Origin of the sequence: Streptomyces sp. NPDC097619 (assembly GCF_040302735.1) — a bacterium.
Taxonomy (GTDB): domain Bacteria; phylum Actinomycetota; class Actinomycetes; order Streptomycetales; family Streptomycetaceae; genus Streptomyces.
The window spans coordinates 1-26226 of sequence record NZ_JBEOSD010000050.1 but is presented as its reverse complement, the minus strand read 5'-3'; the positions used below and the strand labels follow the sequence as shown (position 1 = coordinate 26226).

Annotated in this window: 24 protein-coding genes; 8 read left to right on the top strand and 16 right to left on the bottom strand. The window is 72.9% G+C overall.

Features of this window, described 5'->3' with window-relative positions:
* Positions 1–7: 7 nt before the first annotated feature.
* Together cseB and cseC are read left to right on the top strand one after the other, a co-directional pair.
* The gene (gene cseB, locus ABTZ17_RS16345) at positions 8–709 is read left to right on the top strand and encodes a two-component system response regulator CseB (protein WP_352196284.1); all 702 of its coding nucleotides are present in this window, start codon (positions 8–10) and stop codon (positions 707–709) included.
* Entirely contained in the window at positions 706–2019 is a 1314-nt protein-coding gene (gene cseC / locus ABTZ17_RS16340) for a two-component system sensor histidine kinase CseC (protein WP_352196283.1), read from the top strand. The genes cseB and cseC overlap by 4 nt, the downstream gene beginning before the upstream one ends.
* 333 nt (positions 2020–2352) lie before the next feature.
* Here the strand turns inward: cseC and ABTZ17_RS16335 are convergent, their stop codons facing one another.
* A complete protein-coding gene (locus ABTZ17_RS16335; protein ID WP_352196282.1) occupies positions 2353–3933 on the bottom strand; it encodes an MDR family MFS transporter in 1581 nt (526 codons plus the stop codon).
* 121 nt (positions 3934–4054) lie between these two features.
* Here ABTZ17_RS16335 and ABTZ17_RS16330 point away from each other — a divergent pair, with 121 nt between their 5' ends.
* On the top strand, positions 4055–4639 hold the full coding sequence (locus ABTZ17_RS16330) for a TetR/AcrR family transcriptional regulator (RefSeq protein WP_352196281.1): 585 nt from the start codon (positions 4055–4057) through the stop codon (positions 4637–4639).
* A 74-nt stretch (positions 4640–4713) separates the two neighbouring features.
* Here ABTZ17_RS16330 and ABTZ17_RS16325 read toward each other — a convergent pair whose 3' ends face one another.
* Both ABTZ17_RS16325 and ABTZ17_RS16320 read right to left on the bottom strand, forming a co-directional pair.
* On the bottom strand, positions 4714–5376 hold the full coding sequence (locus tag ABTZ17_RS16325; protein WP_352196280.1) for a M23 family metallopeptidase: 663 nt from the start codon (positions 5374–5376) through the stop codon (positions 4714–4716).
* Between the two features lie 465 nt (positions 5377–5841).
* The gene (locus ABTZ17_RS16320) at positions 5842–8361 is read right to left on the bottom strand and encodes an ATP-dependent Clp protease ATP-binding subunit (protein WP_352196279.1); all 2520 of its coding nucleotides are present in this window, start codon (positions 8359–8361) and stop codon (positions 5842–5844) included.
* A gap of 448 nt (positions 8362–8809) precedes the next feature.
* Here ABTZ17_RS16320 and ABTZ17_RS16315 point away from each other — a divergent pair, with 448 nt between their 5' ends.
* Positions 8810–9412, top strand: a complete 603-nt coding sequence (locus tag ABTZ17_RS16315) for an SCO3374 family protein (protein WP_352196278.1) — start codon at positions 8810–8812, stop codon at positions 9410–9412.
* On the opposite strand, the gene ABTZ17_RS16310 is transcribed toward ABTZ17_RS16315, so the two are convergent.
* The 10 genes from ABTZ17_RS16310 to ABTZ17_RS16265 all read right to left on the bottom strand — a co-directional run bounded on the left by ABTZ17_RS16310 (position 9391) and on the right by ABTZ17_RS16265 (position 17702).
* A complete protein-coding gene (locus tag ABTZ17_RS16310; RefSeq protein WP_352196277.1) occupies positions 9391–9732 on the bottom strand; it encodes a histone-like nucleoid-structuring protein Lsr2 in 342 nt (113 codons plus the stop codon). The two genes, ABTZ17_RS16315 and ABTZ17_RS16310, sit on opposite strands and share 22 nt — an antisense overlap.
* Before the next feature lie 163 nt (positions 9733–9895).
* Positions 9896–10465 (bottom strand): amino-acid N-acetyltransferase, encoded by a 570-nt coding sequence (locus ABTZ17_RS16305; protein ID WP_352196276.1) that lies wholly within the window; start codon positions 10463–10465, stop codon positions 9896–9898.
* Positions 10466–10474: 9 nt separating this feature from the next.
* Positions 10475–11026, bottom strand: a complete 552-nt coding sequence (locus ABTZ17_RS16300) for a BlaI/MecI/CopY family transcriptional regulator (RefSeq protein WP_352196275.1) — start codon at positions 11024–11026, stop codon at positions 10475–10477.
* Positions 11027–11158: 132 nt separating this feature from the next.
* The gene (locus tag ABTZ17_RS16295; RefSeq protein WP_352196274.1) at positions 11159–11335 is read right to left on the bottom strand and encodes a hypothetical protein; all 177 of its coding nucleotides are present in this window, start codon (positions 11333–11335) and stop codon (positions 11159–11161) included.
* Positions 11336–11348: 13 nt separating this feature from the next.
* Complete coding sequence (locus ABTZ17_RS16290) at positions 11349–12044, bottom strand: hypothetical protein (protein ID WP_352196273.1); 696 nt, start codon at positions 12042–12044, stop codon at positions 11349–11351.
* Positions 12045–12197: 153 nt separating this feature from the next.
* On the bottom strand, positions 12198–13007 hold the full coding sequence (locus ABTZ17_RS16285) for a type III pantothenate kinase (protein ID WP_352196272.1): 810 nt from the start codon (positions 13005–13007) through the stop codon (positions 12198–12200).
* 4 nt (positions 13008–13011) lie between these two features.
* On the bottom strand, positions 13012–13995 hold the full coding sequence (gene nadC / locus ABTZ17_RS16280) for a carboxylating nicotinate-nucleotide diphosphorylase (protein ID WP_352196271.1): 984 nt from the start codon (positions 13993–13995) through the stop codon (positions 13012–13014).
* Positions 13996–14011: 16 nt separating this feature from the next.
* Positions 14012–15700 carry an L-aspartate oxidase gene (locus ABTZ17_RS16275; RefSeq protein ID WP_352196270.1) on the bottom strand — a complete coding sequence of 563 codons (1689 nt, stop codon included), beginning with the start codon at positions 15698–15700 and terminating at the stop codon, positions 14012–14014.
* The gene (panC, locus tag ABTZ17_RS16270; RefSeq protein ID WP_352196304.1) at positions 15697–16707 is read right to left on the bottom strand and encodes a pantoate--beta-alanine ligase; all 1011 of its coding nucleotides are present in this window, start codon (positions 16705–16707) and stop codon (positions 15697–15699) included. The genes ABTZ17_RS16275 and panC overlap by 4 nt, the downstream gene beginning before the upstream one ends.
* Before the next feature lie 65 nt (positions 16708–16772).
* Positions 16773–17702 carry a Rossmann-like and DUF2520 domain-containing protein gene (locus ABTZ17_RS16265; protein WP_352196269.1) on the bottom strand — a complete coding sequence of 310 codons (930 nt, stop codon included), beginning with the start codon at positions 17700–17702 and terminating at the stop codon, positions 16773–16775.
* A 598-nt stretch (positions 17703–18300) separates the two neighbouring features.
* Here ABTZ17_RS16265 and ABTZ17_RS16260 point away from each other — a divergent pair.
* Positions 18301–19854, top strand: coding sequence for a M20/M25/M40 family metallo-hydrolase (locus tag ABTZ17_RS16260; RefSeq protein WP_352196268.1), 1554 nt, complete (start codon positions 18301–18303; stop codon positions 19852–19854).
* 105 nt (positions 19855–19959) lie between these two features.
* Here the strand turns inward: ABTZ17_RS16260 and ABTZ17_RS16255 are convergent, their stop codons facing one another.
* Positions 19960–20967 (bottom strand): SAM-dependent methyltransferase, encoded by a 1008-nt coding sequence (locus ABTZ17_RS16255; RefSeq protein ID WP_352196267.1) that lies wholly within the window; start codon positions 20965–20967, stop codon positions 19960–19962.
* A gap of 105 nt (positions 20968–21072) precedes the next feature.
* On the opposite strand from ABTZ17_RS16255, the gene ABTZ17_RS16250 reads away from it, so the two are divergent.
* Together ABTZ17_RS16250 and ABTZ17_RS16245 are read left to right on the top strand one after the other, a co-directional pair.
* The gene (locus ABTZ17_RS16250) at positions 21073–22275 is read left to right on the top strand and encodes a sensor histidine kinase (protein WP_352196266.1); all 1203 of its coding nucleotides are present in this window, start codon (positions 21073–21075) and stop codon (positions 22273–22275) included.
* Between the two features lie 3 nt (positions 22276–22278).
* The gene (locus ABTZ17_RS16245) at positions 22279–22956 is read left to right on the top strand and encodes a response regulator transcription factor (RefSeq protein ID WP_352196265.1); all 678 of its coding nucleotides are present in this window, start codon (positions 22279–22281) and stop codon (positions 22954–22956) included.
* 13 nt (positions 22957–22969) lie between these two features.
* On the opposite strand, the gene ABTZ17_RS16240 is transcribed toward ABTZ17_RS16245, so the two are convergent.
* Positions 22970–24376 (bottom strand): PH domain-containing protein, encoded by a 1407-nt coding sequence (locus tag ABTZ17_RS16240; protein WP_502994698.1) that lies wholly within the window; start codon positions 24374–24376, stop codon positions 22970–22972.
* Entirely contained in the window at positions 24373–24843 is a 471-nt protein-coding gene (locus tag ABTZ17_RS16235) for a PH domain-containing protein (RefSeq protein ID WP_352196264.1), read from the bottom strand. The genes ABTZ17_RS16240 and ABTZ17_RS16235 overlap by 4 nt, the downstream gene beginning before the upstream one ends.
* 44 nt (positions 24844–24887) lie before the next feature.
* Here ABTZ17_RS16235 and ABTZ17_RS16230 point away from each other — a divergent pair, with 44 nt between their 5' ends.
* Positions 24888–26030, top strand: coding sequence for an NADH-quinone oxidoreductase subunit D (locus ABTZ17_RS16230; RefSeq protein ID WP_352196263.1), 1143 nt, complete (start codon positions 24888–24890; stop codon positions 26028–26030).
* Positions 26031–26226 lie beyond the last annotated feature (196 nt).

Here is a 26226-nt window from a genome sequence, read left to right as displayed (position 1 = left end):
CGGGCGGATGGCCGAGACGCATGTGCTTTTCGTGGAGGACGACGACGTCATCCGGGAGGCCACGACCCTGGCGCTGGAACGCGACGGGTTCGTGGTCACCTCCATGCCCGACGGCCTGTCCGGGCTGGAGTCCTTCCGCGCGGACCGCCCCGACATCGCCCTGCTGGACGTGATGGTCCCCGGCATGGACGGGGTCAGCCTGTGCCGCCGGATCCGCGACGAGTCCACCGTCCCCGTGATCATGCTGTCGGCGCGCGCCGACTCCATCGACGTGGTCCTCGGGCTGGAGGCCGGGGCCGACGACTACGTCACCAAGCCCTTCGACGGATCCGTGCTGGTGGCCCGGATCCGCGCCGTGCTGCGCCGCTTCGGACACGCCGGGGCCCAGGGCAACGGCGCCGAGGAGGAGCTCGGCGGCGAGCGCGGGGTGCTGACCTTCGGCGACCTCGAAGTGGACACCGAGGGCATGGAGGTCCGTCGGGCCGGCGCCCCGGTGGCGCTCACCCCCACCGAGATGCGGCTGCTGCTGGAGTTCTCCACGGCCCCCGGCACGGTGCTCTCCCGCGACCGCCTGCTCGAACGGGTCTGGGACTACGACTGGGGCGGTGACACCCGCGTGGTGGACGTCCACGTCCAGCGCCTGCGCACCAAGATCGGGCAGGACCGGATCGAAACGGTCCGGGGCTTCGGATACAAGCTGAAGGCATGAAGCGGCTCAGCCTCCGCACGGGAATCCGCTGGAAGATCAGCTTCGCCATCGCCGCCGTGGGCGCGCTCATCGCCACCGCGCTGAGCCTGGTGGTGCACAACGCCGCGCGGGTCTCGATGCTGGAAAGCGCGCGCGACGTGCAGATGGAACGGGTCACGTTCATCTCGCGGAACGCCGAGATCACCAAGAAGCCCCCGCTATGGGCCAAGCTCAACGACCCCGACCTGCCGCAGGAACTCCGCGACAAGGCCCGCTCCGGCCGCCGCGGCTCCTTCGTGCAGGAACACGACGGGGCCGCCCCCGAGGTCTGGGCGGCGGTGCCGCTGGGCAACGGCCAGATCCTGTCCGTGCACACGAGCTTCACCCTCAACGCCAACATGCTGAAGGACCTGGACCAGGCCCTGATCGTCGGCTCCCTCGCCGTGGTCATCGCCGGGTCCGCCCTCGGCGTGCTCATCGGCGGCCAGATCTCCCGCAGGCTCCGCAAGGCCGCGACCGCCGCCAACAAGGTGGCCCAGGGCAACACCGAGGTCCGGGTCCGGGAGGCAGTCGGCGGCATGGTCCGCGACGAGACCGACGACCTGGCCCGGGCCGTGGACGCCATGGCCGCCGCCCTCCAGCAGCGACTGGAGGCCGAGCGGCGGGTCACCGCCGACATCGCGCACGAGCTGCGGACCCCCGTCACCGGCCTCCTCACCGCCGCCGAACTGCTGCCCCCCGGCCGCCCCACCGAGCTGGTGCGGGACCGGGCGCAGGCCATGCGCGGACTCGTGGAGGACGTCCTCGAAGTGGCCCGGCTCGACAGCGCCTCCGAGCGGGCCGAGCTCCAGGACGTGGCCCTGGGGGACTTCGTGGCCCGACGGGTGCGGGCGCTCATGCCCGACGCCTCGGTGCGGATCGTGGCCGACGAGATCGTCTCCACGGACCCGCGGCGGCTGGAACGGATCCTGGCCAACCTGCTCGCCAACGCGACCCGGTACGGGAAGCCGCCGGTGGAGGTGGACGTGGAGGGCCGCGTGGTCCGGGTCCGCGACCACGGGCCCGGCTTCCCCGAAGCCCTGCTCCGCGAGGGCCCCAGCCGGTTCCGGACCGGATCCTCGGACCGGGCCGGGGTGGGCCACGGCCTCGGCCTGACCATCGCCGCGGGGCAGGCGCGGGTCCTGGGCGCCCGGCTGACCTTCCGGAACGTGGCCGCCCCCGGCGGGGTGGACCGGCAGGGCGAGAGCGCCGGGGCCGTCGCCGTCCTGTGGCTCCCGGAACACGCACCGACCAGCACCGGCAGCTTCCCCGTCTTCCGCCTCCCGAACTGACCGACCTCCCGGCGGGGCGGTCCCCCGGCGGGGCCGGGACGGGTGCCGGTTCGTGGCCGGGCGCGCCTTCAGGATCGCCTCGATCGCCGGCGGGGCTGGGGTGGATGCCGGCGGGGCGGTCACCCCTCGCGGCAAGCCGCCATCGCGGCCCCTTGCGGGGGGGCCGCCCCCACACCCCCGCGCCTCGAACGCCGGCGAGGCTGGGAGGTCCCCCCTGGCGATCGAGGCGGGCGGGGGCCGGGCCGGGCCCCGGGAACGGGAAGGGGCGAGGTGGGGAAGGAGGCCCCGCGCAGCGGTACCTCGGCTTTCCCACCCCGCCCCGGGACGGACCGACTAGGCCCCGGCCGGCTCCGCGGCCTTGACCGCCCCGGCCTCCTGCGGAGCCTGGGCCTCGCTCTGGGGCCCCGCCCCCCGCAGGGGCACCTCCTTCACGAACCACGCCGCGACGAAGCCGAGCACGGCCACCGAGGCGCCGAGCAGGAAGGCCGAGTGGGTGCCCGCGGCCACCGCGTGCTGGTACGCCTCGCGCACCGCGTCGGGCAGCTTGGCCAGGGAGGCCGCGTCGAGCTGGGCGGAGCCGCCGGTGGCGCCCGCCCCGGCCGAGCCGAGCCGCTCGGTCATGGTGTCCTGGACCCGGGTGGTGAACAGGGAGCCCATCAGGGCCACGCCGAAGGAGCCGCCGAGGGTCCGGAACAGGGTCGCGGAGGAGGAGGCGACACCCATGTCCTTCATCTCGACGCTGTTCTGCGCCACCAGCATCGTGATCTGCATCAGGAAGCCGAGGCCCGCGCCGAGCAGCGCCATGTAGATGCCGGAGACCAGCCGGGAGGTCCCGGTGTCCATCTGCGCGAGGAGGAAGAGGCCGGCGACCATCAGGGCGCCACCGGCGATGGGGAAGGCCTTGTAGCGGCCGCTCTGGGTGGTGATCCGGCCCGCGATGAGCGAGACGGCCATCATCGACAGCAGCATCGGGAGCAGCAGCAGGCCCGAGTTGGTGGCCGAGGCGCCCTGCACGGACTGCTGGAACAGCGGCAGGTAGAGCACGCCGCCGAACATCGCGAAGCCGGTGAGGAAGCCGATCACCGACATGAGGGTGAAGTTGCGGCTGCGGAAGATGTGCAGGGGCAGCACGGGCTCGGCGGCCCGGCGCTCCACGAGGAGGAAGGCGGCGGTGGCGACGATGCCGGTGGCGATCAGGCCGATGACCTGCGCCGAGCCCCAGGCGTACTCCGTACCGCCCCAGGTGGTGACGAGGACGGTGGAGGTGATGGCCACCGTGAGCAGGGCGGCGCCCCAGTAGTCGATCTTTCCTTGGGAGCGCTTCTTCGGCAGGTGCAGGACGGCGGAGACCATCGCGAGGGCGACCGCGCCGAGCGGCAGGTTGATGTAGAAGGACCAGCGCCAGCCCATGTGGTCGGTGATGGTGCCGCCGACCAGCGGGCCGCCGATCATCGCGAGGGCCATGACGCCGGCCATCATGCCCTGGTAGCGGCCGCGCTCCCGGGGCGGGATGAGGTCACCGATGATCGCCATGACGCCGACCATCAGACCGCCCGCGCCGAGGCCCTGCACCGCGCGGAAGGCGATGAGCTGGCCCATGTCCTGGGCCATGCCGCTGAGGGCCGAGCCGATCAGGAAGATCACGATGGAGGTGAGGAAGGAGCCCTTGCGGCCGTACATGTCGCCGACCTTGCCCCAGATGGGGGTGGAGGCGGCCGTGGCCAGGGTGTAGGCGGTGACCACCCACGAGAGGTGGGCCAGTCCGCCCAGTTCGCCGACGATCGTCGGCATGGCGGTGCCGATGATCATGTTGTCCAGCATCGCCAGCAGCATGGCGATCATGAGGGCGAGCAGGACCACCCGTACGTTCTTCGGGGCCTCCTGCTCGACGGCCTCCGTCTTGGTGACGCTCAACGTTCCCACTCCCCTGGCACTTACTTGCCGCCCGGCTAGTTCATTACACTGGGGAAGGTAGACCCGTAACTAGCCGGGCGTCAAGTAAGTAAGGCCCTCGGCGGCCGGACCAGGGAGAGACATGTCCTCAGGCAGCACGCCAACGCCGCGCCGCGGGAACACCCGCCAGCGCATCCAGGACGTGGCCCTCGACCTGTTCGCCGAGCAGGGGTACGAGAAGACCTCCCTGCGGGAGATCGCCGAGCGCCTGGACGTCACCAAGGCGGCGCTGTACTACCACTTCAAGACCAAGGAAGAGATCCTCATCAGCATCTTCGAGGACCTCACCCGCCCCATCGACGAGCTGATCACCTGGGGCGGCGAACAGCCCCCCACCCTGGAGACCAAGCGGGAGCTGCTGCGCCGCTACAGCGCCGCCCTCAGCCAGGGCGCCCCGCTCTACCGCTTCATGCACGAGAACCAGGCCTCCCTCCGGGAGCTCTCCATCGGCGAGACCGTGAAGCGGCGCCTGTACACGCTGGTGGAGCTGCTGCGCACCCCGGACGCCCCGCTCACCGACCAGGTCCGCTGCGTCAGCGCCCTCTTCACCCTGCACGCCGGGATGATGTTCCTCCAGCACGTGGAGGGCGGGGATCCGGAGGAGACCCGGCAGGCCGCCCTGGAAGTCGCGGTGGACCTGATCGCCCAGGCGCACCACCAGAGCTGAGCGCCCCCGGGCACGCCGACGGCCCGCCACCGCGGAAGGGTGACGGGCCGGGAAGGCTGCGGGCCGGAACCGGCTCAGACGCTGACGCCCTCGGCGCGCAGGAAGGCGACCGGGTTGACGGCGGAGCCGTAGTTCGGGGTGGTCCGGATCTCGAAGTGGAGGTGCGGGCCGCTGGAGTTCCCGGTGTTGCCGGACAGGGCGATCACGGTGTCGGTGTTGACCTTCTGGCCCACGTACACGCGGATCTTCGACAGGTGCGCGTACTGCGAGTACGTGTTGTTGCCGTGCTTGATCACGATGGCGTTGCCGTAGGCGGGGCCGTCACCGGCGCCGTTCGGGCCCGCCTTGACGACGGTGCCGTTGTGCACGGCCTTCACGGGGGTGCCGATCGGCACGGCGAAGTCCTGGCCGGAGTGCTTGTGGGCCCACATGCTGCCGCCCTTGCCGAAGGTCGCGGTCAGCGTGTAGCGGTCCACCGGGTCGGCCCAGGCCACGGCCTTGGACTTGGCACCGGCGGCGAGTCGGTCGGCGACCTTCGCCTGGGCGCCGGCCTGCTGGGCGATCAGCGCGGCCGGACCGGCCAGCGCGTTCGAGACGTCCATGGGCGCGGCTGCCGGCGCGGCGAAGGCGGCCTGGCCGGCGCCGAGGACGGCGACGGCTCCCAGACCTGCGGCCAGGGCGGCCGTACGGACACGGAGGGCGGCGGGGCGGCGGGCGCTGCGAACGCGCTGGGACATGCGGAACACCAATCACGGGGCGACGGGGACACCCGTCGCACGACGCGAGTGGACTGAGCGGTCCTCGCGGTCTGCCGATCGGGCTCATCTTTGGTAACCCACCCCCGGCCCCACGCCCAAAAGCCGCAGTTACTAACAAAGCTCGTAGCGCGGACGCGGGAATGCCGGCCCGTTGACCGCCCCCGAACTGGGCTTCCGTCCCTCCCTCGAACCCCGGATGATCTACTAGAAAGCGTCGTACGTCCGATTTGCCCTGTGCGGCTTGTCACCGGGCCGGGCCGAAGGAATGTCCGTTTCAGGACCATGGTCCCGGGGTACCGAGTGGTCCCCGACGACACCGCACCACCTCGCGCCGCCCCCGCCCGCACGCCCCCGCACCGCCCCGGACGACCGCCCCGGACAGCCGAAAGGGGCGGCCCCGGAACCGTGTCGGTTCCGGGGCCGCCCCTGTGGTGCCTGCGGGCCTTACGCGCCCTTGGTGAGGTCCGGGCCGGAGCCCGTGGCCTCGATCGGCGGAACGTCGGGCAGCGGGGACTTCTCCTCGCCGCGGAAGGTGAACTTGGCGTTGTCGCCCTCACCCTCCGTGCCGACGACCACGATGTGACCGGGGCGCAGCTCACCGAAGAGGATCTTCTCGGAGAGGACGTCCTCGATCTCGCGCTGGATGGTGCGGCGCAGCGGGCGGGCACCCATGATCGGGTCGTAGCCGCGCTTCGCCAGGAGCTGCTTCGCGTCACCGCTGAGCTCGATGCCCATGTCGCGGTCCTTGAGGCGCTCGTCCACCTTGGCGATCATCAGGTCGACGATCTGGATGATGTCTTCCTGGCTGAGCTGGTGGAAGACGACCGTGTCGTCGACACGGTTGAGGAACTCGGGCCGGAAGTGCTGCTTGAGCTCTTCGTTGACCTTCGCCTTCATCCGGTCGTATCCCGTCTTGACGTCACCCTGGGCCGCGAAGCCGAGGTTGAAGCCCTTCGAGATGTCACGCGTACCCAGGTTGGTCGTCATGATGATGACCGTGTTCTTGAAGTCCACGACCCGGCCCTGGGAGTCGGTCAGACGACCGTCCTCCAGGATCTGGAGCAGGGAATTGAAGATATCCGGGTGCGCCTTCTCGACCTCGTCGAAGAGGACGACGGAGAACGGCTTCCGGCGGACCTTCTCGGTCAGCTGGCCGCCCTCTTCGTAGCCCACGTAGCCGGGGGGCGAACCGAAGAGACGGGAAACCGTGTGCTTCTCGCTGAACTCCGACATGTCGAGGGAGATCAGCGCGTCCTCGTCGCCGAAGAGGAATTCGGCGAGCGTCTTGGAGAGCTCGGTCTTACCGACACCCGAGGGGCCGGCGAAGATGAACGAGCCACCGGGACGCTTCGGGTCCTTCAGACCCGCACGGGTCCGGCGGATCGCCTGGGAAAGCGCCTTGATGGCGTCCTTCTGCCCGATGACGCGCTTGTGCAGCTCGTCCTCCATGCGGAGCAGGCGGGAGGACTCCTCCTCGGTGAGCTTGAAGACCGGGATGCCCGTGGCCGTGGCCAGCACCTCGGCGATCAGCTCGCCGTCGACCTCGGCGACGACGTCCATGTCGCCGGCCTTCCACTCCTTCTCCCGCTTGGCCTTCGCCGCCAGCAGCTGCTTCTCCTTGTCACGGAGGGAAGCCGCCTTCTCGAAGTCCTGGGAGTCGATCGCCGACTCCTTGTCGCGGCGGACGCCCGCGATCTTCTCGTCGAACTCGCGGAGGTCCGGCGGAGCGGTCATCCGGCGGATGCGCATCCGGGAGCCGGCCTCGTCGATCAGGTCGATCGCCTTGTCCGGCAGGAAGCGGTCCGAGATGTAGCGGTCGGCCAGGGTGGCCGCCTGCACGAGCGCCTCGTCCGTGATGGAGACCCGGTGGTGAGCCTCGTACCGGTCCCGGAGACCCTTGAGGATCTCGATGGTGTGCGGCAGCGAGGGCTCCGCGACCTGGATGGGCTGGAAGCGGCGCTCCAGGGCCGCGTCCTTCTCCAGGTGCTTGCGGTACTCGTCCAGGGTGGTCGCACCGATGGTCTGGAGCTCACCGCGGGCCAGCATCGGCTTCAGGATGGAAGCGGCGTCGATGGCGCCCTCGGCGGCACCCGCACCGACGAGCGTGTGCAGCTCGTCGATGAACAGGATGATGTCGCCGCGGGTGCGGATCTCCTTGAGGACCTTCTTCAGCCGCTCCTCGAAGTCACCGCGGTAGCGGGAACCGGCGACGAGCGCGCCCAGGTCGAGGGTGTAGAGGTGCTTGTCCTTGAGGGTCTCGGGCACCTCGCCCTTGACGATGGCCTGCGCCAGGCCCTCGACGACCGCCGTCTTGCCGACGCCGGGCTCGCCGATGAGGACCGGGTTGTTCTTCGTCCGGCGGGACAGCACCTGCATGACCCGCTCGATCTCCTTCTCGCGCCCGATGACCGGGTCGAGCTTGGATTCACGGGCGGCCTGGGTGAGGTTGCGGCCGAACTGGTCGAGGACGAGGGAGGTCGAGGGGGTGCCCTCGGCCGGGCCGCCGGCGGTGGCGGTCTCCTTGCCCTGGTAGCCGGAGAGCAGCTGGATCACCTGCTGCCGGACTCGGTTGAGATCGGCGCCCAGCTTCACGAGGACCTGGGCGGCGACGCCCTCGCCCTCGCGGATGAGGCCGAGCAGGATGTGCTCGGTGCCGATGTAGTTGTGGCCGAGCTGGAGGGCCTCCCGGAGCGAAAGCTCCAGGACCTTCTTCGCCCGCGGGGTGAAGGGGATGTGACCGGACGGGGCCTGCTGGCCCTGACCGATGATCTCCTCGACCTGCTGGCGAACGGCCTCGAGCGAAATCCCGAGGCTCTCCAGGGCCTTAGCGGCGACACCCTCACCCTCGTGGATCAAGCCCAGGAGGATGTGCTCGGTGCCGATGTAGTTGTGGTTGAGCATCCGGGCTTCTTCCTGAGCCAGGACGACAACCCGCCGCGCGCGGTCGGTGAACCTCTCGAACATCGTTATTCGCTCCTCAGAGCGGTCGGGCAGTTCGGGGTCGGTCCCCGCCCTGTCCTTCCGCATGCTAGTCCCGCGGGACGGGACAGCTCATTCCAACTGCCGACATCCGACCCCGGCTCACCCCACTCAGTGGGGTAAATCCGCGTTTCACAGCCGACAACTGCTCCAACCCGATGGTGCGAGACGATGTTCCCGCAGGCCAGACAGATACCCGCCGCATCAGTACGCCGATGGCGAACGGACACGGGCCGTATCAGCGTGTCGCCCCGATCCACTAGGAATGTCTTACCCTCCGTCGCCGACAGTCCATGCCACGCACCCCCTCTCCCTCCGCTGAGGGCGAACAGACTTGCGTCGCGAAAACGTGCGCCGATGACCGGAGGTTTACCCTCCGCGATAGTCCTCGGACCCTGCGTAACCCCTGGGGTCCGGGGCAGTTGCTCCGGGCATGAGGCCCACCGTCCCGCCGCCGCGCACCCCCCTGGAGGGGGCGCGTCCACCGGCTCTGCCGCTCGGCCGGGCGGCCCGCTGGTACGCCGATGAGCTGGGGTGGCCGGTCACCGCGGGGGAACCGGCCCGGCTGCTCACCGGGACCACCTTCGACGTGCTGGAGCTGCCCGCGGACGCGGGGGCCTCGGTGCTGGACCGCGGGGTGGCCACGGGCCCGGTGGCGCTCCTGGGGCGCCGCATGCGGTTCCTGGTGGCCGCGGGCGCCGCGGAGGAGCTGGAGGGGCTGCTCGCGTGGCTGGAATGGGGCGGGGTCGCCCTGGACCTGACCGCCCTGGGTGCGGGCGGGCGGATCCTCGCCCCGGTCCCGCCGGGGCGGGCCGGGGAAGGCTGTCAGGGGGCCGCCGTCTGGCTGCGGCCCCCCGTGCCGGGGTGCGGGGCACTGCTGCCGGCCCTGACCGTCCTGGGGCGGTCGGCCGGCTCCGGGGCGCCCGGGGGCGCACCCGATCTCGTGCGGTTGGTCGGTGCCGCGGCGACGGAATGCCACCGGGCCCGGCTGCTGCGCACGCGCCGGACCGCAGGTCAGGCCTTGGCCTTCTCGTAGGCCTCGCGGATCTCGGCCGGGACGCGGCCGCGGTCGTTCACGTTGTAGCCGTTGGCCTTGGCCCACGCGCGGATCTCGGCGGTGTCGGTGCTGCCGCCGACGGGCGCCGTGCGGCCGCCCTTGGCGCGACCGGCCGCGGCCCGACCGCCGGTGCGGCGCCCGCTCTTCGTGTAGGGCTCCAGCAGACCGCGGAGCTTGTCCGCGTTGGCGGTGGTGAGGTCGATCTCGTACGTCTTGCCATCCAGCGCGAACGTCACAGTCTCGTCCGCCTCGCCACCGTCGAGGTCGTCGACAAGAAGGACCTGAACCTTCTGTGCCACCGGATTTCCTTTCATCGAAAATGCAGTACGCGGAAAGGAAACCGCTTTTGCCTGGAAAACACAAACCCCCGGGAGAGGTTCAGGACCCCCACGGGACGGGAAACATACGCGATTCGGACATAGGCCACGCGCGCGTGTGGGCCGTAATACCCAGGGTGATCGATCAGAGGTGCAGAAGCATCCGGCTGTTGCCCAAGGTGTTCGGCTTCACTCGTTCGAGACCGAGGAACTCGGCGACGCCCTCGTCATAGGAACGCAGGAGCTGCGCGTACACATCGGTGTCCACCGGGGTCTCACCGATCTCGACGAAGCCGTGCTTCGCGAAGAACTCGACTTCGAAGGTCAGGCAGAATACCCGGCTCACTCCCACCCGGCGGGCGGTCTCCAGCAACGTGGCGAGCAACAGGTGGCCCACTCCGGAGCCCTTCAACTCGCGGTGCACCGCGAGAGTACGGACTTCGGCGAGGTCTTCCCACATGACGTGGAGGGCCCCGCAGCCGAGCACCGCCCCGTCCGCCTCGCGTTCCGCGACCCAGAACTCCTGGATGGACTCGTAAAGCGTCACGGGGGCTTTGTCGAGCAGGATCCGGTCGGAGACGTACTGGTCGAGCAGGCGCCGCACCGCGGGCACATCACCGGTGCGGGCCCGGCGGATCGTCACGGCTTTTGCATTCGCACCGGAAAACGGGGACGTGAGCGAATCGTCGTGCGGGCGGGGAAGCTGAGCGGCCATGACCGGACGCTATCGCCCCGCGGCCCCGGAACCCTCATCGGCTTCCCCGGACGGCGCACCGGCGGCCTCCGGACCGGCCGCTCCGGGGCCGTCGGAGGCCGTGGGGGGCGGCGCGGACCCGGCGGCGGGCGGATCCGCCGGGGGCGCGGCCGGCAGGGCGTCCGGGGAAGCCGATGAGGGTTCCGGCGATTGCTGCGCTTCCTGCGGCTGCACGATCCGCACGGCGTCGCGGAGCGCTTCCCGCTGTTCCGCCGACATCATGCCGAAGAAGGCCACCAGGGCCGCGGCGGGGTTGTCGCTCGTGGACCAGGCTTCGTTCATCAGTGCGGCCGAGTAGGCGGCCCGTGTGGAGACGGCCGTATATCGATAGGCGCGCCCTTCCGCTTCTCGGCGCACCCAGCCCTTCTGATGGAGATTGTCCATAACGGTCATGACCGTCGTGTACGCGATGGACCGTTCCTGCTGGAGGTCTTCCAGGACTTCCCGAACGGTGACCGGGCGGTTCCACTCCCATACCCGGGTCATCACGGCGTCTTCGAGTTCTCCCAAGGGCCGAGGCACACCAGCACAATAGTGCGGGATGTCCCGAATCGCCCGGACATTCACGCGGACGGGTCCCGGTTCGCGCCGCGCGCCCACAAAAAAATCGGGCGCACGGACCGGAAATCGGCCGCACGCCCGTGGTGGGGCGGTTCAGTCGGAGGAGGAACCGGTCTGCCGGGTGGCCTCGGCACGGGCGAGCACGGCGTCGACCACCGCGTCCTCCTTGGACTTGTTGGCACCACCCTGGCTCTTCACGATGACCACGATGAGCGCGATGAAGAACGCGGCCATCACGAAGGGGGGCACGAGCGCGGATACGTAGTCCATGGAGCCAGCCTAGCTACCCGGCCGCGCGGCCGGACGGCGGGGGCGCGGGCTTGCGGCGGGGCGGGAACACCTCGCCGGGGGTGGGCACCGGACGGGACGGGCGGGACGGGGCGGGCGGGACCGGGCCGGCGGGGCGGCCGGGCTCGGGGGTGTCCGCGGCGTCGACGGGCGCGGGGCCCCCGCCGGTCGTGGGGGCTCCCCCGGCGCCTTCCGGGGTCCCGGTCGCGGCCGGGGCCGCGGGGGCCGCGGCGGGGCCGGTCTCGCGGCCTCCGGGGAGGGCCAGCAGCCGGGTGCGCGGGCCGGGGGCGGGGCGGGACAGCAGGGAGCGTTCGGCCAGCACGCGGCAGCGTTCGAGGAGGGCGGCGGCGGTGGCGTTGCCCCTCAGGGCCCGCAGGGCGGCGAGGTCGTCCGGCTCGGGGCGGTAGCCGGTGGCCAGGGCGTCCTGGAGGAGCTCCAGGTAGCCGGTCAGGCTGCCGGGCAGGGCGGCGCGGTAGCGACCGAGGTCGGCCAGGAGGAAGGCCCTGAGCCGGGCCGCCTCGCGGTCCGCCTCGTCGAGCGCCTGGGCCAGTCTCAGGCAGTCCCGGACCTCGGGGGTGCCGAGGGGGTCTTCGGAAGCCGGATGGAGGGCGTGGGCGAGGGAACGCCGGAGCACGTGCAGCTCAGCCGCGCTGAACGCCATGCCGCCGCGGGACCCGTAGGGCGTGGGCATGGCCAGAAGATACGCGCTAATCGGACAAAAGCCCTTGATTCCGGGCCTCCGGGCGCGGCGCGGGGCAGGTGTGGGGCGGGGTCGGCGCCCGACCGGATCCGACCCGCCCCGGACGGCGCCGGCGGCCCCGGGGTGGGGGCCGCCGGGGGCCGGTCAGGAGAAGCCGGGGACGTTGCGCTCGTACACCAGGCGCAGGCCGATGAGGGTCAGCCAGGGCTCGTGGTCGTCGATGGCGGTGGCCTCGCCGAGGACCACCGGGGCGAGGCCGCCGGTGGCGATGACGCGGACGTCGGAGGGGTCGCCCGTGGGGCCCGCGAGCTCGCGGCGCATCCGGTTGACCACGCCGTCGACCTGTCCGGCGAATCCGTAGACGACCCCGGACTGCATGGCCTCGACGGTGCTCTTGCCGATGACGTTGCGGGGCCGGGCCAGCTCGATCTTGCGGAGCTGGGCGCCGCGGACGCCGAGGGCCTCCATGGAGATCTCGATGCCGGGGGCGATCACCCCGCCGGTGTACTCCCCGCGCGCGGAGACGGCGTCGAAGGTGGTGGCGGTGCCGAAGTCGACCACGATGGCCGGGCCGCCGTACAGCTCGACGGCGGCGACGGCGTTGATGATCCGGTCGGCGCCGACCTCCTTGGGGTTGTCCATGAGGATCGGCACGCCGGTCTTGATGCCGGGTTCGACCAGGACGGCGGGCACGTCCCCGTAGTAGCGGCGGGTGACCTCGCGCAGTTCGTGCAGCACGGAGGGGACCGTGGAGCAGATGGCGATGCCGTGGATGTTGTCGCCCAGCTCCTCGCCGAGCAGCGGGTGCATCCCCATCAGGCCGTTCATGAGGACGGCCAGCTCGTCGGCGGTGCGGCGGGGGTCGGTGGAGATCCGCCAGTGCTCGACGATCTCGTCCCCGTCGAAGAGGCCCAGCACCGTGTGGGAGTTGCCCACGTCGATGGTGAGGAGCATCGGGTTACTTCCCCTCGCGGAGGTCGAGGCCGATGTCCATGATCGGGGAGGAGTGCGTGAGGGCGCCGACGGCCAGGAAGTCCACGCCGGTCTCGGCGTAGGCGCGGGCGTTCTCCAGGGTGAGCCGGCCGGAGGACTCCAGGGCGGCGCGGCCCCCGTTGTGCTCGCGGTTGAGGCTGACGGCCTCCGCGGTCTCCAGGGGGGTGAAGTTGTCGAGGAGGATCAGGTCGGCGCCCGCGTCCATGACCTCGCGGGCCTGGTGCAGGGTGTCCACCTCGACCTCGACGGGCAGGTCGGGGTAGAGCTCGCGGACGGCCTTGAACGCCTGGGCGACCCCGCCGGCGGCGACCACGTGGTTGTCCTTGACCAGGGCGGCGTCGGAGAGCGACATCCGGTGGTTGACCCCGCCGCCGCAGCGGACGGCGTACTTCTCCAGGGAGCGCAGGCCGGGGGTGGTCTTGCGGGTGTCGCGGACCTTGGCGCCGGTGCCCTCCAGGACGTCGGCCCAGGCGCGGGTGGCGGTGGCGATGCCGGAGAGGCGGCAGAGGAGGTTGAGGGCGCTGCGCTCGCCGGTGAGCAGGTCGCGGGTGCGGGCGGTGACGGAGAGCAGCACCTGGCCCTTCTCGACGCGGTCGCCGTCCTCGGCGAGGCGCTCGACCTCGAAGGCGTCCTCGCAGACCACGGAGAGCACGGCCTCGGCGATCCGGAGGCCCGCGACGGTGCCGGCCTCGCGGGCGGTGAAGTCTCCGGTGGCGACGGCGTCCTCGGGGACGGTGGCGACGGTGGTGACGTCCTCGCCGCCGTCGAGGTCCTCGGAGAGCGCGAGGTGGGCGATGTCCTCGACCTCGACGGGGTCGAGGCCGGCCTCGGCGAGCAGCTGGGCGAGCGCCGGGTCCAGTCCGGACTCGGCGGGACCGCAGGCGCAGTCGTCGCCGCAGCCGCCGGCGTCGGAGTCGCCGGTGAGGAGGGGGAGTTCGGGGGTGGTCACGGTCGGTGCTCCAGGCTCAGAGGGGACGTACGGAGGGGAAGTCCGCGGTGTCGGTCGTGGTGACGACCAGGGCGCGCTTCTCGGTCGGGGACAGGCGGGTGACGAGGTGGCGGCGCCAGTGCGCGTCGTCCCGGTCGGGGTGGTCCTCCCGCCAGTGGCAGCCGCGGGTCTCGGTGCGGCGGCGGGCGGCGGCGACGAGGACGCGTGCCACGCACAGCAGGTTGGTGGCCTCCCAGCTGTCGGTGCCGGGTTCGGCGGTCTTGCCGTGGGCCTCCAGGTCGGCGAGGGCGGCCCCGTAGAGCGCTTCGAGTTCCTCGGCGGCGGCTTCGAGGGAGACGGCGGAGCGCAGGACGCCGGCGCCGCGGGTCATGATCCGCTGGATGTCGAGGCGGGTCTCGCCGGAGAGGAGCGGGCCGGTGGAGGGGACGGGGATGCCGGGGCCGGTGCGCGGCACGTCGGCGGCGACGATGTCGGCGGCGATCCGCTCGGCGAAGACCAGCCCCTCCAGGAGGGAGTTGGAGGCGAGGCGGTTGGCGCCGTGGACGCCGGTGCAGGCGACCTCGCCGCAGGCGTAGAGGCCGGGCACCGTGGTGCGGCCCGCGAGGTCGGTGCGGACGCCGCCGGAGGCGTAGTGCGCGGCGGGGGCGACCGGGATCGGCTCCGTCACGGGGTCGATGCCGTGGGCGCGGCAGGCGGCGAGGATGGTGGGGAAGCGCTGTTCCCACATGCGCGCGCCGAAGTGCCGGGCGTCCAGGTACATGTGGTCGGCGCCCTGTTCCCGCATGCGGCGCATGATGCCCTTGGCGACGATGTCGCGGGGGGCGAGCTCGGCGAGTTCGTGCTGTCCGACCATGAAGCGGACCCCGTCGGCGTCGACGAGGTGGGCGCCTTCGCCGCGCACGGCCTCGGAGACCAGGGGCTGTTGGCCCTCGGCGCCGGCGCCGAGGAAGAGCACGGTGGGGTGGAACTGGACGAACTCCAGGTCGGAGACCTCGGCTCCGGCGCGGAGGGCGAGGGCCACTCCGTCGCCGGTGGAGACGGCCGGGTTGGTGGTGGCGGAGAAGACCTGGCCCATGCCGCCGGTGGCGAGGATGACGGCGGGGGCGTGGACGGCGCCGACGCCGTCGTGCTGGCCCTCGCCCATGACGTGCAGGGTGACTCCGGCGGTGCGGCCCTCGGCGTCCTGGAGGAGGTCGAGGACGAGGGCGTTCTCGACGGTCTCGATGCCGGCGGCCTGCACGGCGGCGACCAGGGCGCGGGAGATCTCGGCGCCGGTGGCGTCGCCGCCGGCGTGGGCGATGCGGCGGCGGTGGTGGCCGCCCTCGCGGGTGAGTTCTATCTCGCCGGTGGTCTCGGAGGTGTCGAAGACGGCGCCGGTGCCGATGAGGCGGCGGACGGCGTCGGGGCCCTCGGTGACGAGGAGGGCGACGGCCTGTTCGTCGCAGAGTCCGGCGCCCGCGACGAGGGTGTCGTCCAGGTGCTGTTCGGGGGTGTCGCCCTCGCCGAGGGCGGCGGCGATGCCGCCCTGGGCCCAGCGGGTGGAGCCGTCGTCGAGGCGGGCCTTGGTGACGACGACGGTGCGGCGGCCGGCGGCGGCGCAGCGCAGGGCGGCGGTGAGTCCCGCGACGCCGGAGCCGACGACCACGACGTCGGCCTCGACCGCCCAGCCGGGGGCTGGGGCGTGCAGTCGTATTCCTGTGGTCACGAGTGTGCTCCGGTGCCGGCGGGCCGTACGGGCCCGAATTCCACGGGGACGTTGTCGATGAGCCGGGTGGTGCCCACCTTGGCGGCGACGGCCAGGACGGCCTCGCCGGTGTGGGTGTCGGGCACTTCGGTGAAGTCGGCGGGGTCGACGAGGGCGAGGTAGTCGAGACGCAGCGGGGGTTCGGCGCGGGCGGCGGCGGTGAGGACGGCGCGGGCGGCGGCGCGGACGGCCGCGGGGAGGGCGCCGGTGGCCGCGGAGACGGCGTGGGCGTCGGCGGAGGCGCGGGCCTCGCCGAGGCGGGCCAGGGCGTCGGCGCGGGCCGCGGCGGCGGGGGTGGCCTCGGCGCGGGCGGCCAGGGCGCTCTGGGCGGCGAGCCGGTCGCGGCCCGCGAACAGGGCGCGGGACAGGGCGAGGGCGGTGCGGCGCTCTTCGGCGGAGAGGTAGCGGTTGCGGCTGGACAGGGCCAGTCCGTCGGCCTCGCGGACGGTGGGGACGGCGACGATCTCCACGGGGAAGTTCAGGTCGCGGGCCATCCGTCGGATGAGGGCGAGCTGCTGGGCGTCCTTCTGGCCGAAGAGGGCCAGGTCGGGCGCGGTGAGGTGGAGGAGCTTGGCGACGACGGTGAGCATGCCGTCGAAGTGGCCGGGGCGGGTGGCGCCTTCGAGGAGGGTGCCCATGGGGCCCGCGGTGACGCGGACCTGGGGTTCCCCGCCGGGGTAGACCTCGTCGGCGGAGGGGGCGAACACGGCGTCGGCGCCCGCGGCGGCGGCGAGGGCGAGGTCGGCGTCGAGGGTGCGGGGGTAGCGGTCGAGGTCCTCGCCCGCCCCGAACTGGAGGGGGTTGACGAAGACGGTGACGACGACCTGGCCCGCGGCCCCGACGGTCTCGCGGGCGGTGCGCACGAGCGTGGCGTGGCCCTCGTGGAGGGCGCCCATGGTCATGACCACGGCGCGGCGGCCGCCCGGGGTGCGGGGCAGGGCCCGGAGCTCGGCGGCGGTGCGGAGCAGGGCGGTGCCCGCGGGGGCGTCCGCGGCCGGGGCTGCGGCGGGCTCGGTGGTGCGGGTGGTGTCGGTCACTTCGCTCCTCCCTCGCGGCCCTCGCGGGCCTCGGCGAGGACGCCGAGGAGGTCCTCGGCGAGTTCGGGCTTGAGCAGACCGTGGGCGAGGGCCCGGTCCGCGGTGGTGCGGGCCATCGCGAGGTAGCCCGCGACGGTGGTCGGGGCGTGCTTGCGCAGTTCCGCGACGTGCGCGGCGACGGTGCCGGCGTCGCCGCGGGCGACCGGGCCGGTGAGGGCGGCGTCGCCGGAGCGCAGGGCGTTGTCGAGGGCGGCGCCGAGGAGGGGGCCGAGCATGCGGTCCGGGTGGCCGACCCCGGCGGTGCGGAGCAGTTCCATGGACTGGGCCACCAGGGTGACGAGGTGGTTCGCACCGAGGGCGAGGGCCGCGTGGTAGAGCGGGCGGGCCTCCTCGGCGATCCACTCGGGCTCGCCGCCCATCTCGATCACGAGGGCTTCGGCGGCGAGCCGGAGTTCCTCGGGGGCGGTTACGCCGAACGAGCATCCGGCCAGGCGCTGTACGTCCACGGCGGTGCCGGTGAAGGTCATGACGGGGTGCAGGGCCAGGGGCAGGGCCCCGGCGCGGCGGGCGGGGTCGAGGACGGCGGTGCCGTACCGGCCGCTGGTGTGCACGAGGAGCTGCCCGGGGCGGACGGCGCCGGTCTCGGCGAGCCCGGCGACCAGCCCGGGGAGGCTGTCGTCGGGCACGGTGAGCAGGACGAGGTCCGCGGCGGCGAACACCTCGGCCGGGGGGACCAGGGGGACGCCGGGCAGCAGCTCGGCGGCGCGGCGCCGGGAGGCGTCGGAGACTCCGGAGACGGCCACGGGGCGGTGCCCGGCCAGTTGCAGGGCGGCCGCGAGGGCCGGGCCGACGCGGCCCGCTCCGACCACGCCGACGCTGAGGCGGGCGGGGCGGTCTTCGGGTGCCGGGGCGGGTGATGCGTTCACGCGGGAGGGCCTTCCGTTCCAGTCCGCGAGGGGTACCGGACGTGATGGCGCCATGCTATCCGCCGGACCGGTACCCCCGCCGGGGCCGCCCGTGGGGGTGCGGGCCGGGGGCGCGGGGGTGCCCGGGCGGGGGTTCCGGGGCGCGCGCGGGGTCGCGCCGGAGTGCGTGCCGGACCGTGCCGGGGCGGTCCCGGAGCCGGGAACCGTGCGGAGGGCTGCCTTCCGGTCGTGTCCGCTCCGGTTCCGCCGTGCCGGAGGGGGCACGACCGGAACCCGCCGGGAGGGGTTCCGGGGGTCGTCGGCGCGCCCCCGGGACGGCGGCGCGCTTGGCCGGATCCGCTCCCTCCGGATCAGACGTTCGAGCAGGCCGGCTGGGGCGTGTGTGACAGGTGGGGCGTATGGGGCGGATGGGGGATCCGGGGAATTCCTTTCGGGGGGACATGTGGCCGACATGTTGCGGACGCACCGCTATACGGAATTCATAAACCGGAATCAGTGAAAACTCTGGCCAGAGTGGCCACTTGGTGTCTACCGTGCGTGCACCGCTCCACGAATTCGCCACCAAGCGAGCGCTTCCGCCTGCCGTGAAAGGACCTTCATGCCCTCACGCCGTATAGCCGCGGCCACCGCTGCACTGGCCGCCGCCGCTCTCGTCTCGCCGCTGCTGCTGGCCGGTCCCGCGGGGGCCACCAGCCCGGCGAGCGACGCCGCGCGCGGCAAGGCCCTGGCCAAGCAACTGGTCAAGGACGCCACGGCCGCGAAGGCCTTCAAGCACCTGCGCGTGTTCCAGTCGCTGGCCGACTACAACAACGGCACGCGGGTGGCCGGTTCCAAGGGCCACGAGCAGTCCGCCAAGTACATCGAGGGCATCCTGAAGAACGCCGGGTACAAGGTCTCCCGGCACGAGTTCGAGTTCGCCTACACCGAGACGGTCGCCGAGACCCTCCGGGTGAACAACGGCGACGGCCGCGACGTGCCGATCCGCCTGATGACCTACACGGCCAGCGGCCCCGAGGGCGGCATCACCGCGGACGTGGCGGCCACCCCGGTGGACGCGGACGGCACCAGCGGCTGCGAGCCCGGCGACTTCGCCGCGGGCGCCTTCACCGGCAAGATCGCGCTCATCAAGCGCGGCGGCTGCGCCTTCGCGGTGAAGCAGGCCAACGCCGCCGACGCGGGAGCGGTCGGCGCGATCATCTTCAACAACACCACCGGCGCCCTCAACGGCACCATCGGGGACCCGACCGCGGGCCGGATCCCCACCGGCGGCCTGACCCAGGAAGAGGGCGAGGCGCTGGCGGCGGAGGTGGCCGCGGGCACCGTCAACGTCACCCTCGACATCCGCGAGCTGCGCGAGAACCGCAAGACCTTCAACGTCATCGCCGAGACCAAGGGCGGGGACGCGAACAACACCGTCTTCCTCGGCTCGCACCTGGACTCCGTCGCGGACGGCCCGGGCATCAACGACAACGGCTCGGGCTCGGCCGGCATCCTGCAGGCCGCCATCGAGCTGTCGAAGTCCAAGGACAAGTTCAAGAACAAGGTCAAGTTCGCCTGGTGGTCCGCCGAGGAGTTCGGCCTGCTCGGCTCCGAGGCCTACGTGGCCTCCCTGACCGAGGCCCAGAAGAAGCAGATCAAGCTCTACCTGAACTTCGACATGATCGCCTCGCCGAACGCCGCGTACTTCGTCTACGACGGTGACGACTCGGACGGCGTGGGCGCGGGCCCCGGCCCCGCCGGCTCCGCGCAGATCGAGAAGGGCATCAACGACTTCCTCGACTCGAAGAAGATCCCGCACGAGGGCACCGACTTCTCCGGCCGCTCCGACTACGGGCCGTTCATCGAGGTCGGCATCCCCTCCGGCGGCACCTTCACCGGCGCCGAGGGCATCAAGACCGAGGCCCAGGCCGCGAAGTTCGGCGGCACCGCCGGTCTCGCCTACGACCCGAACTACCACGCCCCGGGCGATGACATCGACAACATCGACCTGAAGGCGTTCGACATCAACATCGACGTCATCGCCGACGCGGTGGGCCACTACGCGTGGGACCTCGCCCCGCTCTCGAAGCCGGTGGCCTCCGTGCCGACCGACGGCCAGGGCAGCGGCGGCGGCCTGCACGACGGCCACGGCCACGAGCGCGACAGCAAGTAGTCCGCGAGCGCTCCGCGCACGAGGAACGACAGCGGCGGGCCGTCCGCCGGGGACACCCCCGGCGGGCGGCCCGCCGCCGTTCGCGTTCCCGTTCGCCCGGGTCGGTCAGAGCACCGGCGGGATGCCGCGCGGGCGGAGCAACCAGCCGAAGTCCCCGAGCCCGCCGCGGGCGGTCAGCTCCGCCGCCGCCCCGGCCCCCGCCAGGGCCCGCACGTACCCGGCCGGATCGGTGGAGGCCAGCGCCAGGGGCGGACGGGCCCCGGAGACCCCGAGCCGGGCCAGGGCCTCCCGCTGGGTCAGCAGCACCCCGTCCGGGCCGGCGCACGAGTCCAGCGCCACGTGCGCGGTGACGTCGCGGTCGCCGTCCGGGACGGGCCGCACCTCCCGCCCGGCCCGGAAGCCGGTCAGGGTGCCGTACGGCGGTCTGCCGGCGGCCCGGGTGTGCCCGTAGTCCACGGCCACCGCCAGACCCCGCGCCACGGTGGCCGAGGCGGCGGCCCACGCCTCGTCCCGGGTCCGCCCGATCTCGGCCCGCTCCCCGGGCCCGACCGCCTCCGGCCACCAGCGGGCCAGCCAGTCCCGGTCCGCCGGTTCCAGGGGGCCGCCGGGGTGCTCCGTACCGTCCCGGTCCACCAGGACGTACCGGCCGCCCTCCGCCAGGTCCAGCGGCACGTTGTCCAGCCACTCGTTCGCGAACAGCAGCCCCGTGGTGCCCTCCGGCGGGGCCGCGCACCACGCGATCCGCGGGTCCAGCCCGGCCGGGCGCGGGGCCCGCTCCACCGCGTGCGCCCGGACCCGGGCGGCCGTCCCCGCGGGCAGGGCCGCCAGCACGCCGGTCACCAGCTCCCCGCGGCCCGCCGCCATGTCCACCAGGTCCAGCCGGGCGGGCGACCCCAGGGCCGCGTCCACCCGCTCCAGGAGCCGGGCCACGGCCCCCGCGAACAACGGGGAGGCGTGCACCGAGGTGCGGAAGTGACCGGCGGGGCCGGCCCCGTCCGGCCGCACGTAGAACCCGTCCGGCCCGTACAGGGCCCGCTCCATGGCCGCCCGCCACGGCAAGGGCCAGGTCACGGCCCCTCCGGGGGACCCCTGGGTCCGCTCGCTGCTGTTCATCCCGCAAGGCTAGGCATCCCCTCCACCTAGGGGAGTACGCGGCCCGGCGCGGATCGCCCCTCCGGTTGACTCGGGCAAGCGGTTCGTTTCCCTACGCTGGGTTACGTGCAACGGTTCTACGACTTCCTCCGCAGACACCCGACGGGCGTCGACACCTTCTGGGCTGTCGTGCTCTTCGGGATGGCCGGGCTGGAGGTCGCCGACTCGTACCAGGGCGTCGCGTCGCGGCTGCTGGCCCTGCCGGCCATGACCGCGCTCGCGGTGGTGGTCGCGCTCCGCCGCAAGTACCCGCAGGCCATGCTCTGGACCAGCGTCGGGACGGGGCTGTACCAGCTGGCCGTCGACTCCCAGCCGACCGCCGCCAACCTGGCGATGCTCGCCATCCTCTACACCGTCGCCGCTTCCGACGTGCCCCGCTGGGTGTCCAAGACCGCGCTGGCCTGGGGGCTGGCCGCGGCCCCGCTGGCCGCCCTGCGCTGGCAGTTCGAGAAGGGCGCCAACGAGGAGAACGTCCAGTTCTCGATCTTCGTGACGGTGCCGTTCGCCCTGGCCTGGGTGCTCGGCGACTCGCTCCGCACCCGGCGGGCCTACTACGCCCAGCTGGTCGAGCGGAACGAACGGCTGGAGCGGGAGCGCGAGGCCCAGGGCAAGGCGGCGGTGGCCGCCGAGCGCGCCCGGATCGCCCGCGAACTGCACGACGTCGTCGCCCACAACGTCTCCGTGATGGTGGTGCAGGCCGACGGCGCCGCCTACGTCATGGACGTGGCCCCCGAACAGGCCAAGGAAGCCCTCCAGACCATCTCCGGCACCGGCCGCCAGGCCCTCGCCGAGATGCGCCGGCTGCTCGGCATCCTGCGCACCGGCGAACCCCAGGAGTCCGAGGACTACGTGCCCCAGCCCGACATGGAACAGCTGGAGGTCCTCGTCGAGCAGGTCCGCACGGCGGGGCTGACCGTGGACTACCAGGTCGAGGGCGCGCCCCGGCCGCTGCCCAGCGGGGTGGAGCTGACGGCGTACCGGATCGTGCAGGAGGCGCTGACCAACACGCGCAAGCACGGGGGCCCGGGCGCGGGCGCCAGCGTCCGCCTGATGTACTTCGACGACGGACTCGGCCTGCTCGTGGAGGACGACGGGCGGGGCTCGGCACACGAGCTGTACACGGACGGCGGCGCGGACGGCGCCGGGCACGGGCTGATCGGCATGCGGGAGCGGGTCTCCATGGTCGGGGGCACGCTGGAGGCGGGTCCCCGTCCCGGCGGGGGCTTCCGGATCAGCGCGCTGCTGCCGCTGAAGGGAAAGGGATCCTGAGAGATGTCCATCCGCGTGATGCTGGTCGACGACCAGATGCTGCTGCGCACCGGTTTCCGCATGGTGCTGGCCGCCCAGCCGGACATGGAGGTCGTGGCCGAGGCAGGGGACGGCCTGGAGGCCCTGGAGGTGCTCCGGGCGACCACCGTGGACGTGGTCCTCATGGACGTCCGCATGCCGAAGCTGGACGGCGTGGAGGCCACCCGGCGGATCTGCGAGCCGGAGAACCACCCCAAGGTCATCATCCTGACCACCTTCGACCTGGACGAGTACGCCTTCTCCGGGCTGAAGGCGGGCGCCTCCGGCTTCATGCTCAAGGACGTGCCGCCGGCCGAGCTGCTGGCCGCGATCCGTTCGGTGCACAGCGGGGACGCCGTGGTGGCCCCCTCCACCACCCGCCGACTGCTGGACCGCTTCGCCCCGATGCTGCCCACCAGCACCCCGGAGCCGCAGAACAAGGAGATCGAGCGGCTGACGGACCGGGAGCGGGAGGTCATGCTGCTGGTGGCCCAGGGCCTGTCCAACGGCGAGATCGCCGCGCGACTGGTCCTGTCGGAGGCCACCGTCAAGACGCACGTGGGCCGCATCCTCACCAAGCTGGACCTGCGCGACCGCGTGCAGGTGGTGGTCCTGGCCTACGAGACGGGCCTGGTCCGCGCCGGTTCCGGCCCGGCCTCCTGACACCCGGCCCGGCTCAGGTCATCCAGCGGTCCGGGCGGGCCTCCGCCCGGCCGGTCCGGGAGCGGTCCGCCTGCGCGTACAGCACCTCCGCCGCCTCCTCCGCGGCCCGCAGCCGCGCGGTGACGGTCTTGTTCGCCCCGGTGTCCACCAGCACGTCGGCGAGGCCGCGGGCCCGCTCCCAGGGCCCCTGGGAGACCCGGACGCTCTGCACCTTGGCGTGCGGCACCAGCTCGGTACGGCGGCAGAGCCGGCCGTGCCGGGCCGCGAACACCTCCGGGGACACCGCCAGCCCGTACCCCTTCCACCACACGGGCACCACCCAGCGCGAGCCCCGGTCCGGAGACGGCGCGAAGTCCAGGGCCGCGGGATCCACCCCGGGCAGCACCCGGGCCACCACCCGCTGGGCCTCCTCCCGGGAGGCCACCGGCACCAGCACCTCGTTGGCCGAGCCCGCCACCGCCAGCTCCACCCGGACCCAGCCCCGACGGCGCCACAGCAGCGGCTCCACGATCCGCACGGTCTGCACCCGGCCGGGCGGCACCGTCTCGTGGGCCCGGTCCAGCAGCCCGTGGTCCAGGCGCAGCCCGTCCGGGGACTCGGCGACCGTCCAGTCGTACTCCGTCAGGAACCGGCCTCCGGTGGCCGCCCACACCCCGCCCAGGATCGGCAGCAGGATGGCCAGGCCCACCCAGACGCTGTCGCTGATCCACCAGACCACGAAGGGGGCCGTGAGACCGACGGCCAGCGAGGCCCACACCCCGATGTTGAGCAGCAGGGAGACCACCAGCGTGGCGGGCGGGACCCGCAGCAGCTCCCGGACCGGGGCCTCGCCGACCTCCGCCGCCGTCTCCGGGGCGAAGCCCGCGGCCCGGGCCAGCAGCTCGGCCCGCAGCTCCCCGGCCTCCCGCTCGCTCAGGTAGGCCAGCTCGTCCTTGTCCTCGGTGCCGATCACGTCGAGCTTCAGCTTGGCCACGCCGACCACCCGGGCCAGCAGCGGCCGGGTGAGGTCCACGGCCTGGATCCGGTCCAGGCGGATGTGCGCGGTCCGCCGGAACAGCAGTCCGGTGCGGATCCGCAGCTCCGTGGCGGTCACCGCGTAGTGGGTGAACCACCAGCTGAGGAAGCCGTACAGACCGGCGGCCACCAGCAGGGCCAGGACGGCCAGCGCCCCGAGCAGGCTGGACAGCCCGCGGGACCACTCCTCGGCCCGCTCGGGCTGCTGGAGGACCAGACCGGCCAGCACCGCTATCGGCGCCCAGGCCCGCCGCAGCGGGGTCACCGGGTGCAGCCGCCGCTCCCCGCCGGGGGCCGGGGCGGGCCCCGTACCGGACGCGGCGGCGTGTTCCGCGCCGGGGTCGGTGGGCGCGGGCTCCGGACCGGGAGCGGGAGCGGCGGACGGGTCGGGGCGCGGCTCGGTCACAGCCCCGCCGACCTTGCCTCGCCGAGCTCCGTCAGCCGGTCCCGCAGCCGCTCCGCCTCGGCGGGCAGCAGCCCCGGGATCCGGGCGTCGGAGGCCGCCGCCGCGGTGTGCAGCTGGAGGGAGGCGAGCCCGTAGCGGCGCTCCAGCGGGCCGGAGGTCACCTCGACCAGCTGCATCCGCCCGTACGGCACCACCGTCTGCTCCCGCCACAGCACCCCGCGGCTGATCAGCAGGTCGTCGGCGCGCTCGGCGTACCGCCAGGACCGCCAGTTCCGCTCCGCCAGCACCCAGCCCCACACCAGCGCGGCCAGCGGCAGCAGGGCCCACAGCGCCCACGGGGGGCCCACCAGGAGGCCCGGCAGCACACCGGCGAGCACGGTCGCCCCGCCCAGCCACACCACCACCAGCAGCCGCCGCAGGGAGAGCAGTCCCCCAGGCAGGCCGGTCCAGCGCGGCTCCGTCGTCATCCCCGTATCCATGACCCCACCCTAGGACTGAGACACTGTTCGCCATGACGGAGACCACGGTCGGCATCGGGGGCGCGGCGGAGAGCACCGACATGGTGCTCAACATCGGCCCGCAACACCCTTCCACCCACGGCGTCCTGCGACTGCGCCTCGTCCTGGACGGCGAGCGGATCGTCAGCGCGGACCCCGTGGTCGGCTACATGCACCGCGGCGCCGAGAAGCTCTTCGAGGCCCGGGACTACCGGCAGATCGTCATGCTGGCCAACCGCCACGACTGGCTCTCGGCCTTCTCCAACGAGCTGGGCGTGGTCATGGCCGTGGAGCGGATGCTCGGCATGGAGGTGCCGGAGCGGGCCGTGTGGCTGCGGACCCTGCTCGCCGAGCTGAACCGCGTCCTCAACCACCTGATGTTCCTCGGTTCCTACCCGCTGGAGCTCGGCGGGATCACCCCGATCTTCCACGCCTTCCGCGAGCGCGAGGAGCTCCAGGCCGTCCTGGAGGAGGTCTCCGGCGGCCGCATGCACTACATGTTCAACCGGGTCGGCGGCCTCAAGGAGGACCTGCCGCTGGGCTGGACCGAGCGCACCCGGGCCGCCATCGCCGACGTCCGGACCCGGATGCACGTGTACGACGACCTGGTGGGCGGCAACGAGATCTTCCGCGGCCGGACCCGCGGGGTCGGGGTGCTCTCCGCGGAGGCCGTGCACGCCTACGGCGTCTCCGGACCGATCGCCCGCGCCTCCGGGGTCGACTTCGACCTGCGCCGGGACGAGCCGTACCTGGCCTACGGGGAGCTGGCGGGCACCCTCAAGGTGGTCACCCGCACCGAGGGCGACTGCCTGGCCCGCTTCGAGGTGCTCCTGGAGCAGACCCACAACGCCCTGGACCTGGCGGTGGCCTGCCTGGACCGGCTGGCGGAGCTGCCCCCGGGCCCGGTGAACCAGCGGCTGCCCAAGGTGCTGAAGGCGCCGGAGGGGCACACCTACGCCTGGACCGAGAACCCGCTCGGGGTCAACGGCTACTACCTGGTCTCCAAGGGCGAGAAGACCCCGTACCGGCTGAAGCTTCGCTCGGCCTCGTACAACAACATCCAGGCGCTGGCGGTGCTGCTGCCGGGGACCCTGGTCGCGGACATGGTGGCGATCCTGGGCTCGCTGTTCTTCGTGGTCGGCGACATCGACAAGTAGGCGCGCGGGCCGGGAGCCGGACGGGGGCGCCCGCCGCTCCGGCCCCGGACGCGCCGGGGGGGCGCCCCCCCCGCGGGGGGCCGCGGTCGGGGCTGGCCTGCCGGGGGGGCGGGGGGGGCTGCCCGGGGATCGGGACGGGGGGGGGTGGGGAAGGGCCCCGCGCAGCGGTCAGCCTGCCGAGGGGGACCCGGAGGGC